The 14,076-nt window shown below is 71.2% G+C and carries 14 protein-coding genes and 4 pseudogenes; 9 read left to right on the top strand and 9 right to left on the bottom strand.

All coding sequences use genetic code 11. From position 1 onward, the window contains the following. Nucleotides 1–9 precede the first annotated feature (9 nt). The 6 genes and pseudogenes from Q3Y56_RS01925 to Q3Y56_RS01905 all read left to right on the top strand — a co-directional run bounded on the left by Q3Y56_RS01925 (nucleotide 10) and on the right by Q3Y56_RS01905 (nucleotide 4,827). Entirely contained in the window at nucleotides 10–1,200 is a 1,191-nt protein-coding gene (locus Q3Y56_RS01925) for a hypothetical protein (RefSeq protein ID WP_304460238.1), read from the top strand. A gap of 156 nt (nucleotides 1,201–1,356) precedes the next feature. Next, complete coding sequence (locus Q3Y56_RS01920) at nucleotides 1,357–1,644, top strand: hypothetical protein (protein ID WP_304460237.1); 288 nt, start codon at nucleotides 1,357–1,359, stop codon at nucleotides 1,642–1,644. A 4-nt stretch (nucleotides 1,645–1,648) separates the two neighbouring features. Next, a pseudogene (locus Q3Y56_RS33310) lies at nucleotides 1,649–2,605 on the top strand (glycosyltransferase); the annotation flags it as partial. Nucleotides 2,606–2,945: 340 nt separating this feature from the next. Next, entirely contained in the window at nucleotides 2,946–3,587 is a 642-nt protein-coding gene (locus Q3Y56_RS01915; protein ID WP_304460236.1) for a class I SAM-dependent methyltransferase, read from the top strand. Further along, nucleotides 3,584–3,898, top strand: a pseudogene (locus tag Q3Y56_RS33305) (radical SAM protein); the annotation flags it as partial. The gene Q3Y56_RS01915 and the pseudogene Q3Y56_RS33305, both read left to right, overlap by 4 nt. A gap of 425 nt (nucleotides 3,899–4,323) precedes the next feature. Beyond that, a complete protein-coding gene (locus Q3Y56_RS01905) occupies nucleotides 4,324–4,827 on the top strand; it encodes an SPASM domain-containing protein (protein WP_369696696.1) in 504 nt (167 codons plus the stop codon). On the opposite strand, the pseudogene Q3Y56_RS01900 reads toward Q3Y56_RS01905, so the two are convergent. The 6 genes and pseudogenes from Q3Y56_RS01900 to Q3Y56_RS01875 form a co-directional block, all read right to left on the bottom strand. After that, a pseudogene (locus tag Q3Y56_RS01900) lies at nucleotides 4,816–5,061 on the bottom strand (MFS transporter); the annotation flags it as partial. The gene Q3Y56_RS01905 and the pseudogene Q3Y56_RS01900 overlap by 12 nt on opposite strands. Then, nucleotides 4,995–5,195 (bottom strand): hypothetical protein, encoded by a 201-nt coding sequence (locus Q3Y56_RS01895; RefSeq protein ID WP_304465907.1) that lies wholly within the window; start codon nucleotides 5,193–5,195, stop codon nucleotides 4,995–4,997. The pseudogene Q3Y56_RS01900 and the gene Q3Y56_RS01895, both read right to left, overlap by 67 nt. A gap of 220 nt (nucleotides 5,196–5,415) precedes the next feature. Continuing rightward, nucleotides 5,416–5,673 (bottom strand): annotated as a pseudogene (locus Q3Y56_RS01890) (transposase); the annotation flags it as partial. 74 nt (nucleotides 5,674–5,747) lie between these two features. Further along, entirely contained in the window at nucleotides 5,748–6,989 is a 1,242-nt protein-coding gene (locus tag Q3Y56_RS01885; protein WP_304460233.1) for a sensor histidine kinase KdpD, read from the bottom strand. Continuing rightward, on the bottom strand, nucleotides 6,986–7,738 hold the full coding sequence (locus tag Q3Y56_RS01880) for a response regulator transcription factor (protein WP_304460232.1): 753 nt from the start codon (nucleotides 7,736–7,738) through the stop codon (nucleotides 6,986–6,988). The genes Q3Y56_RS01885 and Q3Y56_RS01880 overlap by 4 nt, the downstream gene beginning before the upstream one ends. A gap of 4 nt (nucleotides 7,739–7,742) precedes the next feature. After that, nucleotides 7,743–8,309, bottom strand: a complete 567-nt coding sequence (locus Q3Y56_RS01875) for a DM13 domain-containing protein (RefSeq protein ID WP_304460231.1) — start codon at nucleotides 8,307–8,309, stop codon at nucleotides 7,743–7,745. On the opposite strand from Q3Y56_RS01875, the gene Q3Y56_RS01870 reads away from it, so the two are divergent. After that, on the top strand, nucleotides 8,226–8,636 hold the full coding sequence (locus tag Q3Y56_RS01870; RefSeq protein ID WP_304465441.1) for an AraC family transcriptional regulator: 411 nt from the start codon (nucleotides 8,226–8,228) through the stop codon (nucleotides 8,634–8,636). The genes Q3Y56_RS01875 and Q3Y56_RS01870 overlap by 84 nt on opposite strands. An 84-nt stretch (nucleotides 8,637–8,720) precedes the next feature. Here the strand turns inward: Q3Y56_RS01870 and Q3Y56_RS01865 are convergent, their stop codons facing one another. After that, the gene (locus Q3Y56_RS01865) at nucleotides 8,721–9,350 is read right to left on the bottom strand and encodes a TetR/AcrR family transcriptional regulator (RefSeq protein WP_304460230.1); all 630 of its coding nucleotides are present in this window, start codon (nucleotides 9,348–9,350) and stop codon (nucleotides 8,721–8,723) included. Nucleotides 9,351–9,429: 79 nt separating this feature from the next. On the opposite strand from Q3Y56_RS01865, the gene Q3Y56_RS01860 reads away from it, so the two are divergent. Beyond that, entirely contained in the window at nucleotides 9,430–9,894 is a 465-nt protein-coding gene (locus Q3Y56_RS01860) for an ester cyclase (RefSeq protein ID WP_304460229.1), read from the top strand. Nucleotides 9,895–9,935: 41 nt separating this feature from the next. After that, nucleotides 9,936–10,430: a DUF3237 domain-containing protein gene (locus Q3Y56_RS01855; protein WP_304460228.1), complete on the top strand. Its 495-nt coding sequence runs from the start codon at nucleotides 9,936–9,938 to the stop codon at nucleotides 10,428–10,430. Between the two features lie 419 nt (nucleotides 10,431–10,849). Here the strand turns inward: Q3Y56_RS01855 and Q3Y56_RS01850 are convergent, their stop codons facing one another. After that, nucleotides 10,850–11,476, bottom strand: coding sequence for a GNAT family N-acetyltransferase (locus tag Q3Y56_RS01850; protein ID WP_304460227.1), 627 nt, complete (start codon nucleotides 11,474–11,476; stop codon nucleotides 10,850–10,852). A gap of 881 nt (nucleotides 11,477–12,357) precedes the next feature. Beyond that, entirely contained in the window at nucleotides 12,358–13,824 is a 1,467-nt protein-coding gene (locus tag Q3Y56_RS01845) for a hypothetical protein (RefSeq protein ID WP_304460226.1), read from the bottom strand. Nucleotides 13,825–14,076: the final 252 nt, after the last annotated feature.

Genomic DNA, 14,076 nt, shown 5'->3' with positions numbered 1-14,076 from the left:
GGCGCACCAGTGACCGCCCCGGCGCTGCCCCACCCCCGCGAGCTCGACGCCCGCGTCCCTTTCACCGAGTCCACCTACTGGTACGCGTGCGGCGCCCCCTGCCCAGGCGCCGTCCAGGGGTGGAAGCTCTACGTCCCGATGACGCTGCTCAACGCCCGGGAGCTCACCTGCCGACTGGCTCCGCTGCTCTTCGGGGCGGGTCTGCATTTCAAGTACGTCAAGGACGTCGCCACCTTGCAGCAGCTGAACGCCGGGGTGTTCGGCTACTCCCAGATCGGCAAGTGCCTGGTCGCCTACCTCCCGCGTCCCGACGCGCTCCTGCTGAAGACGTTGAAGGAGGCGCTCGGGCCGTACCGCGACCAGTGCCCCGCGGTGCCGTGCGCCCGGCCCTTCGGCGGCCGGCTGCCGCTGTACTACCGCTTCGGTTCCTACCTCGGCGGCACGCTCGTGCTGGACCGCCGCGAGGTCGAGGACAACCGGACCAGCCTCGCCCACGCGGTGCCGGACGGCGTGCCGGACGCGCTCGCCGAGTTCACCGACCCCGAACCGGAGGACGCGCGGGTGCGGCACTTCCTGCGCCGCTACCCCGTCTTCCGCGCGCTGGCCCAGCAAGGCAAATGCGGCGTCTTCCACGCCATGGACACGACCGGCGAAACCCTCCGCGAGGTCGTGCTGAAGGCGGGGTACCACCGCGGGCAGCTCCAGGCGGACGGAACCGACGGCTGCGACCTCCTGCGCCGGGAGCTCGCCTGCTACCGGATGCTCGCCGAACGCGGCCTGGGCCACCTGGCCCCCGCGCTGGTGGACGCGCTGGACGTCCCCCGCAAGGTCGTTCTCGTCCTGGAGTACATCGACGGGACCAGCCTCCTGCGGCACAAGGCCACCGGGCGGCTCCGCGCCGGCCACCTGGAGCGGGCGTGGACGCTGCTCAAGCGGTTCCACGCGGCCGGCGTCTACCTGGGCGACGCCAAGCTCGCGAACCTGCTCGCCACCCCGGACGGTGGCGTGCGCGCGGTCGACTTCGAGGCCGCGGGCGTGATCGGTGACCACGCGCCGCCGATGCGCACGTTCTTCGTCACCCCCAGATGGACGACCCCCGGCGCTCGGACCTGGCGCACTTCCTCGTCTCCGTCCTCCACCCCTACGACCGGGACCGGAACGGCTGGGACGACAGGCACATCGACCTGTACGCCTGCCTGACAAGGGACCCGGGCGACGAGGCGGACGCCTGGGCCCTCGACCGCCTGCGCGCACTCCTCTCCGGTATCCGGCCCTAGGCCACGTGCAGTAAGCGATGCGGTACCGGCGCTCACGCGTGGTACCCCCTGAGGAAAGGCACGCGTGCGCGAGGTGGGAATGGCCGACTCTGACCAGGAACGTGACCAGGAACATGAGCAGGAGCTGGCGGAACTGCTGAAGGAGGTGCGTGCCCTGCGCAGGACGATCGACGAGCTCAAGGCCGGGCCGGGGCCGCGACCGGGGCTGCCGGCCGACTACGAGGTGATCGTGAGGTCCCAGCCCGAGCTGCAGGCCGACTACGAGGTGGTGGTGAGGACGGTGCCCGCCTTCCAGCCGCCGGCCTACGACGTGGTGGTGCGGGCCGCCGTCGAGGAGTCAGGGAAACCACCCCGTGCCGGCCAGTAGGCGGATGCCACCGGTGCCCACCGTGGGGTACTTCCCCTACACGGACACCACGTGCAGCGTGGAGGCACGCTGGCTGGGCGAACACCTTCCGGTGACCGTCCGGCTGGCCACCGGCGCACCCTCACTCAGCAGCGGACCTCCAGCGATTCCGCCGTTGGAGCACCTCGCCCGTGCCCTCACCGGCTTCACGGCGCTGCCGGCCGTGGTCGCCGAGGGGCCGGGCGGATTCCTGTGGGCCGCGCTCCTGCGGGACCACGGGTTCGCGGGAACCCTGACCGTGCTGCCGTACCTCAACCCCCGCCGCTGGTACGACATCGCCGCCCTCGCCCTCTACCGGCGCTTCGCCGCACCGGGGGACCGGGTCTTCCTGGGATCGACGCCATCGGCCGGGCTCTACGCGGCCCAAGGCGTCCCGGCGTCGGTCGGGGAGCCCTACGGCATCGACGACGGGCTGTTCGGGCTGCGCCCCGGGGCCGTGAGGACCCGTGAGGAGCTGCGGATCCCCCCGGGCAGACTGCTCCTGTTCGCGGGGCGGTCCCAGCCCGACAAGGACCTCTACCGGCTGCTCCGGGTGGGACTGCGAGCCCGCGTGCTCTTCTCCGACCTCCACGTGGTGATCGCCACCCACCTGCTCGACCGGGGCTACCTCGCGGCCGCCCTTGGGCGACTGGGCAGCGACTCGGGCGTGCACCTGGTGGCCGACCCCACGCGCGAGCAGCTGGCCGACCTCTACAACGTCGCCGACGTCTTCGTCACCGCCTCCACCAGCCACTTCGAGACCTTCGGCCGGGCGCCGGCGGAGGCGCTGGCCTGCGGAACCCCCGCCGTCGCGCCGCGCTACGACGGATTCGCCGAGGTCCTCGCCCAACCGGGCGGAACACTGGTCGACGTCGCGACCGACCCGCGCACCGGCACCCCCCACGTGAACGAGGAGCTCTTGCTGCGGGCGGTCTACGACGTGCTGAGCACCCCCCGACCGCCCCGACCCCAAGAGGTGTCGGCCGCGGCCCGGCGCCGGTTCGGCCGCTCCGCCACGATCGGCCTGCTCTCCCACCTCACCGGCGGCGCCCCTCGGCCACCGGCGCCGCCGGTCGCTCCGGCCCCCTCGCGCTGCCCGCCGCCTGGCGCGCCCCGCTGGCGGAGATCGCCGCCCGGGAGCCCTCGGACGCGCTGCGGTGGTTCTGGCACACCTGCGACCACGCACGCCTCGGCGCGTATGACGACGCGTTCGCGGCCGGAGTGCGCCGGGCGCTGTGCGTGCCCCGGCAACGTACCGACGGCACCGAGGAAAGACAGGACGTATGCCCCTGAGCATCTGGAGAGGCATGGAGGACTGCCTCCAGGCGATGGTCGAGCGCCGCCCGTCGGCCGTGCTCGACGCCGGGATCGGCTTCGGGCTCTGGGGCGGCCTGCTCCGCCAGTACCTCGACGTGTGGTCCGGGCGCGTCCAGCCGTCCCAGTGGGCCACCCGCATCGACGGCATCGAAATCGACGAGAAGCGGGTGCAGCCGCACGCCCGGCACCTCTACACGGAGATCCTCGTCGGCGACATTCGCCGGCTGGTGCCCTCGCGCGCCGCCCAGTACTCCTACGACGCCATCCTCTTCGGCGACGTCATCGAGCACCTGCCCAAGGACGACGGCCGGTTGCTGCTCGATGCCGCCGCCGGCCTGTGCCCGCTCGTCGTGGTGCGCATCCCGCTCGGTGACGGCTGGCGCCGGGAGGGCCGGGAAGAGCCCGACCACCACCGCTCGCAGTGGTACGCCTCCGATTTCACGCGCTATCCGTGCACCGTCCGCGAGTACGACTACTTCGGCAACCCCTACGGCCTCATCGTGATCGAGCCGGACCGGAACCCGCCGATGCCCAGCAGGCTGCTGACCGAAGCCGATCAGTGCCTGGAGCGCCTTGAGCGACGACTCGAAAGGCTGGTGCGGCGATGACGCTCAGCCCTCACCTCACACTGATCACCAAGGTGACCAACGCCTGTGACATGCAGTGCCGCTACTGCTTCATCGAGCCGTCCGTCTTCCACAAGAAGATGACGGACGAGACGGCCCGGCGCGTGGTGCGCGCCTTCCTCGACTCGGACTCCTTCGAGTCGGTCCACTTCGTGTGGCACGGCGGAGAGCCGCTGCTGCGCGGCCGGAGATTCTTCGAGCGCGTCTTTGCCGAGCAGCGGCGCACCGCCACCCGCGTCGCGTACACCAACGCCACGCAGACCAACGCCACCCGCCTCGACGACGCCATGCTGGAGTTCCTGCTGGCCAACGACGTGAGCATCGGCCTCAGCCTCGACGGCCCGGCCGCGCTCACGGACGCCTCCCGAAGGCCGCGCCGGAGACTGCCGCTGCTCAACGAGGGCGGCTGCGGCACCGGGGGCGGCTGCGGCACGGAGGGCGGCTGCGGCACCGGCGCGGGCGGGGCAGGCCGCGCGGCGCACGCCGGCGGTCACGCGACGACCGTCGACGCCGCACGGCGTCTGCAGGAACGGGGGCGGGCGGCCGGGGCGATCGTGACGGTCAACCGCAACAACGTCGGGGAACCGGAGGCCGTCTACGAGGAGTTCGCGAGCCGGCGCATCCACATGAAGATCAACCCGCTCACGCGTTCCGGGCTGGCCGACACGCAGGTGGGGCCGACCTGGGCATCAGCGCCGAGGAATACGGGCGGTTCCTTGTGCGCGTGTTCGACGCCTGGTTCGACGACCCCGATCCGAGGATCTCCATCGAGCCCTTCGGCCAGCACATCGCCCGGATCCTCGGCGACGCGGTCACCCACAGCTGCTTCTACACCCGGAGCTGCCACCGCTACTTCCTCGGTATCTCACCCGACGGCGACCTCTTTCCCTGCGGCATGTTCCAGGGCGAGCCGTCGTTCCGCTACGGCAACATCCATGAGATGGAACCCGAGCACGTCGCCCGGACGGCGCTGTTCGACGGGATCGAGGCTCGGGAACGCAAGGTGCTGGCCACCTGCTCGAAGTGCGCCTTCTTCGACCTGTGCTACAGCGGCTGCATGTTCCATTCGCTCAAGGACGCGAAGATCCTGGAGACAAAGGACTACTACTGCTCCGGCTACAAAAGGTACTTCGAGCACGTCCTGCGCCGTGTCCACAGCGACCTCGCCCGCGCACTCCGAGAGCCGGAACCCAGCAGGGCGGCGGCGAGGGATCGCTCCTGAGACGTCGCGCGAGCGGAACACTCGCAGCGGCAGGAGCGGGTGGGCCGCCTTCGCCTGGCGGGCGACGAACGCGAGGAGCAGGGCGGGTGCCGCGGCGCCGAAGCCCAGCGTGTGGGCGGAAGTCCAGCTGTAGTCGGTGGTCTCGACGATCGTGTGGACGCTGAGCATCAGCGCGGAGGTGACCAGGAGCGCGCCCACGACATCAGTCCCCCCACCGAGGCCGACACCTGGTTCTGCACCGCCCCGGCCGGCCGCTCAGCGGTGGTGTGCGGCAGGTCGCGGAGCGGGGCGGCGGCAGGCAACCGCTGGCGCAGGGCATGCGTGTTGATCAGCAGCCCGATGCAGTCCCGCGTACCCGGCCCGGTCACCGGCGAAGGAGACGCCCTCGGGCACCGGGCGGTCGTGCGGAACGGTCGTGCCCTCGGGGAGTGCCGCAACTGCCGGACCCAGTGGTCCGTCATCCGGGCCGCCTCCGGCGTGGCGAGCCGTTCCCGCTGCCGGCGTGCGAAGTCGGTGAGCTGGCACGTGTCGTCGGCGGGATCCGGGGGGCCGCCGCTCAGGGCGAGTTCGTAGGCGCGCGAGAGGCTCTCGCAGCAGGCCGTTGAGCTGGGCGAGGATGCTGTCCTTCTGCCATTTGGCGAAGTAGCCGTAGACCGTGTTCCAGGGCGGGAAGTCGTGCGGCAGGTAGCGCCACTGCACGCCGGTCCGGTCCACGTACAGGATTGCGTTCATGATCTCGCGCAGGTCGTGCTCGGGCGGGCGGCCGAAGTCCAGGGCCCTCCCGCGGCGCTCGACGCGCCAGGCCGCCAGGACCGGCTCGATCAGCTCTGCCGAACCGGCCGACATCCTCTCCGCCCTCGCGACTCTCACCTGATCGCGCTCCCAACGGTCGGGCCAGTGCCTCGAGTCGTACGTCCGGCTTACCCGACCTGTTCCGACGATCGACGGTCGTCGGCGGTCGGGAGGGTGATCTCGAAGCGGCATCCTGCTCTGGCGTTGTGGACCGATGCGTGCCCGCCGTGGGCCTCAACGATGCCGCGGACAATCGCGAGCCCGAGTCCCGCGCCGGTGTCGCCGTGCCGCTGCTGCCCCGCGGCGGCGGCATGGGCCGCGGTCGTCACACTGTCCGCCGCGCCCGCATGGGGCGTCAGGGAAGTCGTGGCTGCGCGGCCGGGCGGCGGGGTGCGGGCCTGGCTGCCCCGCCAGCCTGTGTCGAACACGTGCGGGAGGTCCTGCTCCGGGATGCCGCCGCAGCAGTCCTCGACCGCGAGCACCACCAGGTCGTCCGCGCGGTGCGCGCTCACCGCGACGGTTCCCTCGGCAGGCGTCGCCCGGATGGCGTTGACCAGGAGATTACCGAGCACGCGCGTGATGCCCTGGCCGTCGACGCGGACCGGGAGGGGCGTGATGCCGCCGTCCACCAGCCGCACCCCTCGCTCGTCCGCGAGCGGCCGGGCCGTGGCGAGGGCGTCGTCCACCAGGTCGTAGACCGATACCCGGGCCAGGACCAGCTCCAGGGACCCGGCCTGGATACGGGACAGCTCGAAGAGATCGTCGACCATGCCGGACAGCCGCTCGACCTCGGTGCGCATGCGGGCGTGATAGCGGCCGGGATCCGAGGCGACACCGTCCTCCAGCGCCTCGGCCATCGCACGCAGCCCGGCGAGCGGAGTGCGCAGATCGTGCGAGATCCAGGCGATCAGCTCCCGCCGCGAGGCGTCCAGCGACCGCTCGCGCGCCTGTGCCGCCTTCAGCCGGGCACCGGTCTCCTCCAGGGCGGCGGCGAGCGCGGCGAGTTCGGCGGTGGGCGGGTCCGCGGGGGCCACGAAGCCGGCCTCGCTGCCGACGGTGAGTGCTGCCGCTGCCAGTTCCCGGCTGCCCGCGGCGATCCGGCGTCCGAACAGCAGCGCGGCGCCGAGGGAGATCGCGCCGGAGACGGCGACCACGATCAGCACCACGCGGAAGTCGTGTCCCGACAGGAACATCTCCAGCGCCACCGCGACCGTGCCCGCAGCCATCGCGACGACGGCGAGCGCGGCCACCGCGAACATCGACACCACGACCGAGCGGCGGCGCAGCAAGGTGACGGCCGGGGCGGCGACCAGCCCGGCGAGCAGGGCACCGACGGCTGCCAGGACGACGATGATCAGCATGTCGATCACGGCCGGGGGCTCCCGTCCCCTGCCCGGGTGTCGGGCGGGTCGAAGCGGTATCCGGCGCTCCACACGGTGCTGATGAGCTTGGGTGCGGCCGGGTCGTCCTCGACCTTCTCGCGCAGCCGCCGTACGTGCACGGTGACGGTCGAGGTATCGCCGAACTCCCACCCCCACACGTGCCGCAGCAGCTCTTCGCGGGAGAACACCCGGCCCGGGTGGCGCAGCAGGAAGACCAGAAGATCGAACTCGCGCCCGGTCAGGGCCAGCTCCCGACCACCGCGCTCGGCTCGCCGGGCGGCCGGGTCGACGACCAGGTCACCCGCCCGCACGGCCACAGAGGCGGCGGGCGGTGGGGCCTCGGCGCGGCGCAGCACGGAGGCCACCCGCAGCACCAGTTCGCGCGGGCTGAACGGCTTGGTCACGTAGTCGTCCGCGCCCAGTTCCAGGCCCAGGATGCGGTCCGCCTCCTCACCACGCGCGGTCAGCATCACCACCGGTAGCGGCGGCCCGTCGCCCGCCCGCAGCCTGCGGCATACCTCCAGGCCGTCCAGGCCGGGCAGCATCAGGTCCAGGACGACCAGCTGCGGCCGCAGGGCCGCGGCCAGTTCCAGGGCGGTAAGGCCGTCGGCGGCGTGCTCGACCTCGTAGCCGGCGCGGGTGAGGTAGCCGGTGACGACCTCGGCGACCGTCGGCTCGTCCTCGACGACGAGGACTCGGCGGGCGGGACCGCGAGCGGGGGCGGGGTGGACGTCCAACGGGTCAGCCCGCCACCGGGTCGAGGTCGGCGGCTCCGAAGGAGACCGAGAACCGCTTGCACCAGATGACGGCGCTGCGGAACCCGGACAGATCCGTGCCGGCCGGGACGGTGTAGTTCTGGTTGCCCAGGTTGCCCTTGAGCTTCCCCAGCTCGACCGCTCCGTCCCCGAGTCCCGCCTTCACCGCGTCGGCGCCCCGGGGCGAGAGGTAGACCCGTACATCCGGCCCGTCCGAGGTCTTGAGGTCCTCCAGCCGCAGCACCTGGCCGCCGTCCGAGAGCCGGATCGTACGGGCGGTGCCGCTGGTGCCGTGCTCGTGGGTGACGAAGCCGCCCCTGGCGAGGTCCATCCGCCCCGCGTCCTTCATCGACGGCTCCCCGCTCCCCGTCCCGGCGTTGTCCTTCATCCCTGGTCCGTCCTGCACCGCGGGGGCGGAGGCCGTGGGCAGGGCCTCGTTCACCGTGGTGTCGATGAACGCCTTCCAGGGCTGGAAAAGGTAAAGCCCGATGCCGGCCACGACCACCAGCACGACAAGGGCGGGCACGACGATACGGCGGGACACACGGGACACCAAGACCTCCTGAACGGGGACGAGCGGGCCGACCGCGACCGGCCGACCCCATCATGCGTCCAGCAAACACACGCCCGCCCCACCGGGGTACCAGGGAGGACGCCCCGTAAGACACCGGTAATCAGCTCAGCCCCGCTCAAACGGACAGAACGGCTGGGGGAGGGAGCGCCACTGCTGGAGTGGGTCACCTCCCACCTCGACACCCGACTGACCCTCGTCCACGTAGCCGAACGCGCCGGACTGTCCAGCCGAACCCTCGCCCGGCGGTTCGCCGAACAGCTCGGCACCACACCCGGCGCTTACCGACGGACCTTCAGCGAAACCTGATGACGCAGCTCACCCCGGCCTCGGCGAGGATGGCGGAAAGCGTCCAGGCGTTGACCGTCGTGCGCTCTATAGGACGGGTGCCGCTCAGTGCGGTGGTGCGAGGAAGCTGTCGACAACGCGGCGAACCTTCGAGCCGACGTCGGATTCACCCAGTTGCCACGCGGTGTTGGCGGCGATGAGTACGGCATCGACCTGGAACGCCGTGAGGTCCGGGTCCAGTTCGGCGATCTCCCCGGTGTTCACGGCGTGGCGCAGCTCGTCGGCGAGCAGAGCAAGCCAGCTGCGGCGGTGGAGCAGCAAGGCGTCGCGGACTTTCCCGGGCCTGCTGTCGAAGTCCGGAAGGCTGGCCGCCCAGAAGCAGCCTCCGGGGAACAGCGGCGCCTCGGCGTAGGAGATCCAGCGTTGCGTCAGGGCGCGCAGCCGCGCGGCACCCGGAGGCGCTGCCTGCGCGGGGCGGATGACCGCTTCGGTGAACTCTGCGCGTGCCACCTCCGCGACGGCGAGCTGCACGTTCTCCTTGGTCTTGAACAGCGTCTGGACGCCGCTTTTGCTCAGCCTCAGGTCAGCTGCCAGGCGGCCGATGCTGAGCCCGTTGAGCCCCTCCAGCGAGGCGACGTCGACACCGTGCCGGGCGATCTTGTGCCGGGCCCGGGCCCCCCGGAGGAGGCGCTGATCAGCCACGGTCCCGGCTGCTGATTCTGCGTGCTCGTTCATCGGCTCCATCCTGCCATGCGCTTGCATAAAGAATACGACCGGTCGTACGTTTAATGGCAACTCCTGAGGAGGGGCATCTATGGATGAGCAAGGCATGTTCGAACTCGCGCAGGCCCTCGCTGTGGCCAAGAGACGGCAGGACGTTCCCGCGTCACTGCGGCTCTTCCATCCCGACGTCGTGCTCGAGACGCCGGCCTTCGGCACGACGGCTCGGGGCCTGGCCGAGAACGAGAGGGCGCTGCGGCGGTTCTTCGCCTCCTTTCCCGACTACGACGTCGACCTGCACGGGCACGCGAGCGACGGCGACACCCTCGTGTGCTGGGGTACGGCACGGCTGACCATGACGGGCAACCGGTTCGGCGTGCGCCCCAACGGCAAGCGCGCCGAGATACCGGTCTTCCTTCAGTTCACTTTCAAAGACGACGTCATCGCAGGCGAACGGTTCTTCTTCGACCTGGCGACGCTGTGCGCTCAGTCGGGCGTCTCGACGGACGCCGTCCGACGCACACTGTTCCCCGCGTCCGCGGGAGGCGACGCCGCATGACAGGCATGACAGGCATGACAGGCATGACAGGCATGACAGGCATGACAGCAGACCCGCGCGTGAAGGACGTCGGCGACATCCGAACGACGCACCTCTTCGACATGGTCGTCGACCTGCAAACCCGCCTGCCCATCGGCAGCGGCCCGTTCGGCCGGCGCATCCTCTTTGGTGCCGCAGGTGGCACCTTCCACGGCCCGAGACTGCACGGCGACGTCCTCCCCGGAGGCGGAGACTGGGCGCTGTTCGGCCCCGACGGAACGATGAGCCTCGACGTACGCCTGACACTGCGCACCCACGACGGCGCCCTCCTGTACATGACCTACGGCGGCCGCTGGGTCACCCCGCCCGCGCTGCGTGACACCATGGCCGACCCGATCCAGCGGTACCGGACCGACCCCAGTGAGTACTACTTCCGGACCAACCCGCTCTTCGAGACCGGTGCCGATTCCTACGCGTGGCTCAATGACACGGTCTGTATCGGGTCGGGATACCTCGTGGAAGGCGGCATCGCGTACAAGGTGTCGCACGTGTTGTGACAGGGAGATGACAAGGGCCACGCCCACATCAAGTCGGCGAAGACGCGGGTCTTCTGGCGCCCGGGGCAGTTGGCCCGGCGGCCGCGGGCTCCCTCGGCCGGCATCGCGGCGCGAGGTTCAAGGCAGCCGCCAGGCGCCGTCTTCGTCGGGGTGGCTGCGTAGGTGAGAACTCACCAACAGAGCCACTCTCGGCGGCGACGGCGACGGCCAGGTCCTCCGCCTGAGCCAGCCGCGCGGCGGCGTCGCGTGGTCATCGCCCACTCCGTCCCCGGTAGAAGCCGTCCCGGTGGGCCTGACGGCGGCGCCGCGCGGGCCTCGGCGCCGCCCTCTCGCCGACGTCGCCGTCCGCGCGTTACACCGATTGACAACTGCCTGCGTCTCGGGGCTGGTCAGGCGAGGGAGCGTGTTGTGAGCCCTGGTCAGTGAGTCCGGCCCGGCGCGTCCAGGTACGCGCTCGCCTTGGACCCGCACGCGAGCTGCTGCTTCACCGACGGCCACTCGGCCCGCAGGACGCTGAAGAAGACGACGTCGCGGCGGCTGCCGCCGGGCATGGGGTCGTAGCTGCGCAGGATGCCCTCCTCGGTGGCACCGATGTTGCGCAGTGCGCGGCGGGCCTGCTGGTTCAGCACATGCGTCTTGAACTCCACGCGCTCAACTTCCATGCGCTCGAAGGCGTGCTCCATCAGCAGGTAGTCCACCCAGCGGTTGACGCCCCGCCCCTGGAAATCGCGGCCAAGCCACGCCTTGCCGATCTCCAGACGGCCCTCGGCCTCGGCCAAGTTGCAAAAGCTCCTGCTGCCCGCGGCACGGCCGCTGCGCTTGTCCGTGATGTGGAAGACGACGCGCCGCCCCGCCAGGTGTTCGCAGAGTACGCCCTCGAAGAACGCGTCGAAGTCGGCGTCGGTCTCGATCCGGTAGACGGTATAGCGCCAGATCTCCGGGTCCATCGCGATGGCGTGCAACGACGCGTGGTCGTCCCGGGCGATGGGCCGCAGCCGGACGTACTCGTTCTCCAGCGTGGTCGCCGCCATATCCGGCCAGCTCATGCCGTACCTCCGTCTCTCTCCCACCCAGGTCGCGCGAGCAGGCTGGGCCCTCGAAGCCTCTGCCGACCACTCTCGGGCATTCTCCTCCAGTTCCTCCGTCAGCTCTGGGCTTGGCCACGTAGGAGGCCCCCGACACGTCGGATCTCGATACCCACCGATCATGCAAATGCTGTGCTGCACCCATCTCTCCTGTCCTCCGACGGTCACCATGCCCACCTGAGAGAACAGGGTGTGCCTCACTGCAGCCGGGCGGCAGCGGTCACAGGACTGTGCCGTGCAGGGCGCCGGCTGCCTTCTCGGCGTAGTACGGCTCCTCGTGGTCGATGCGGGCCAGGACCATCGTCTGCTCGGCGGTGGGCTCGAAGCCGTGAACGGCCGGCAGGGCACGGACGGTATGGGTCCCGGTGCCGGTGATGGTGCGGTGACGGCTCTGGGGTGCTCGGGATGTTTGTCGAGGCGGACATGTGTCTCCAGGGCGGAGTGGGGTATCGGGTCTCGTTTCACACGGCCCGGGCGGCGGAGGCCCGGCCGGGCCGGGGTGTCTGTCGGCGGGCTCGGGTGGCGGGCGCGGTGACTCGGGGCAGCGGGCTGGCCCGGGGGCGGCCGGAGTCCGCGACCGGCGTGGAGCGGGGGGTGGCGTGGTGGCGGTGGTGCGTTGCCGGCGGGTGCGCAGGGCGGTGAGGTCGGCCAGGGCGCGGCGGCTGCCGGTGATGAGCTGATGGGGTGTGTTGGCTGGGTCTTCGGGCAGCGATGCGCTGTGTCGCCTGGGCGGGGGGAAGCGGGGTACGCGGGGTACGCCGAATCCGATGAGGAACCCGGTGACGGCCGCGGTGGCCAGTGCGCGGCCGTCACGGAGCGGTTCGCATCTCGCGGAGGCGCGGTCACCAGCCCGTCAGCAACAGGTGGTTGACCGACAGTGCGAGGACGGCCTGGGCGAGGAGCCAACCGCGGTGGTCGCGGGGCGGGAGGAGGGCGGCGGCCGGCAGCAGCCAGGTGGTGAAGGGCAGCCAGATGCGTTCGGTCTCGGCCTTGCTCATGCCGGACAGATCGGCGACGGCGATCATTGCCAGCGCGGACAGCACAAGGATGACCAGCCCGCCCGGCCCGGGCTGCTGTCGGGTACGGGCACGCCAGTGGCGTACCACCGCGGGTGTGTGGGCGAACGCTCGACGGACGCCCGCGAGCGTGGCGATACCCGCGATGATCAACGCGTTGGCCAGGTTGCCCCAGATCCAGTAGCTGTAGGGGCGAACGGAGCCCACGCCCTGGTAGTAGCGTTCGACCAGCAGGTCGTAGCCCTCCCACCACCGGAAGCCCGACAGGGTGAACGCGGCGGCCACCGCTGCGGCGCCGGCCAGGACGTAGGGGAGGGGACGAGCCGTGCGGGCGAAGAGCAGCAACGCGCCGACCGGGATCGCCATCAGGGTCAGGCCGTACGACAGATATGCCGTCAGCCCCAGCAGCAGACCCGCGAGCACCGCGCGCCAGGCGGGCCCGGATGCCGCTGCGGCCGGCAGGGGCTTGCCGGCGGTGGTGGGTAGGTGAGCCGTTCGGGTGGTGGCCAGGACGAGGAACGTCAGGCCCCAGGCGGCGACCGCGGCGAAATAGCCGTCCGCGGACGCCCCGGTCCACACGGCCGCTGGAGCCAGGACGAGGAACGGGGCCGCTCGGCGCGCGAGGTCCTCGTCCGCGAGCGCGCGCAGCGCGATGAGGATGGCGGCGGCCGCGGAGCTGCCGACCGTGATGCACCAGGCTCCGGCCCAGCCTCCGCCGCCCAGGCCGATGCGGTCGAGCGCGACGAAGGTCAGTACCGCGGCGGGCGGGTGCCCGGACACGTGTGCGGGCCAGTGGTCGGGCTGGGTGAGCAGGATGTGCTGGGTGTACGTGCTCAGGGCTTGACCGATGTCGTCGAACCGGTCGACGGCCCGAAGGTACTCGTGCTCGGTGGTGAGCCGCTCGGCGACCCCGCGGTGCCAGCCGTCGACGAGCGCGAGCGACCACGTCCAGACCATGGCCGTCAGCCAGCTGCCGAGGACGAGCCGCCGCCAGGGCAGTCGGGCCGCCATCCGTGGCCCCCAGGTCACCAGCGCCGCGGCGACCGCCAGCGCGGCTGGAGTACCGGGGCCCAGGTGCGGCATCCATTGGGCATACAGAGGGGGCCAGTCCACGAAGAGGGTGTGATCGGAACGCTGGATGGCTGTGCCGGCCACCGCCACCACAAGGACGAACGCTGCCCCGACCGCAGCCGTCCGCACATCCCGTCGGCGGCCTGCCCGGCCGCAGGAAGCACGTCCTGGGCCGGGCCCGGCGGGGCGTCTGCTCCTCGCGGATGAACTGCCAAGACTCATCCCGCCACGCTAGGAGGCTCCGGTATCTGTGCGACACAACGCGCCGACGTCGTCACCGGACCGTCAGATTCTGTCCTCCGGGCCGCTGACGTCAGCCTTTCGTCACCTTGCGTCGGCGTTCGCTCCGGGCTTCCTGGCTTAACGTCATGCCACGGCAGCTCCGGGCACATGTGGCGACAAGGACCGCTATGGATGACGAGCACGGTAATGGCCCGCGGGGCGATCGGGCCGACGGCGACGGTCGGCGCGGCG

The sequence above is a fragment of the Streptomyces sp. XD-27 genome (assembly GCF_030553055.1).
Lineage (GTDB): Bacteria > Actinomycetota > Actinomycetes > Streptomycetales > Streptomycetaceae > Streptomyces.
This window is presented reverse-complemented; position numbering and strand designations above follow the sequence as displayed.

Excerpts from the sequence above, each read along its gene's own strand:
- Q3Y56_RS01920 (WP_304460237.1), top strand. The coding sequence starts at position 1,357 with ATGGCCGACTCTGACCAGGAACGTGACCAGGAACATGAGCAGGAGCTG.
- Q3Y56_RS01915 (WP_304460236.1), top strand. The coding sequence starts at position 2,946 with ATGCCCCTGAGCATCTGGAGAGGCATGGAGGACTGCCTCCAGGCGATG.
- Q3Y56_RS01865 (WP_304460230.1), bottom strand. The coding sequence starts at position 9,350 with ATGAACGAGCACGCAGAATCAGCAGCCGGGACCGTGGCTGATCAGCGC.
- Q3Y56_RS01860 (WP_304460229.1), top strand. The coding sequence starts at position 9,430 with ATGGATGAGCAAGGCATGTTCGAACTCGCGCAGGCCCTCGCTGTGGCC.
- Q3Y56_RS01855 (WP_304460228.1), top strand. The coding sequence starts at position 9,936 with ATGACAGCAGACCCGCGCGTGAAGGACGTCGGCGACATCCGAACGACG.
- Q3Y56_RS01850 (WP_304460227.1), bottom strand. The coding sequence starts at position 11,476 with ATGAGCTGGCCGGATATGGCGGCGACCACGCTGGAGAACGAGTACGTC.
- Q3Y56_RS01845 (WP_304460226.1), bottom strand. The coding sequence starts at position 13,824 with ATGAGTCTTGGCAGTTCATCCGCGAGGAGCAGACGCCCCGCCGGGCCC.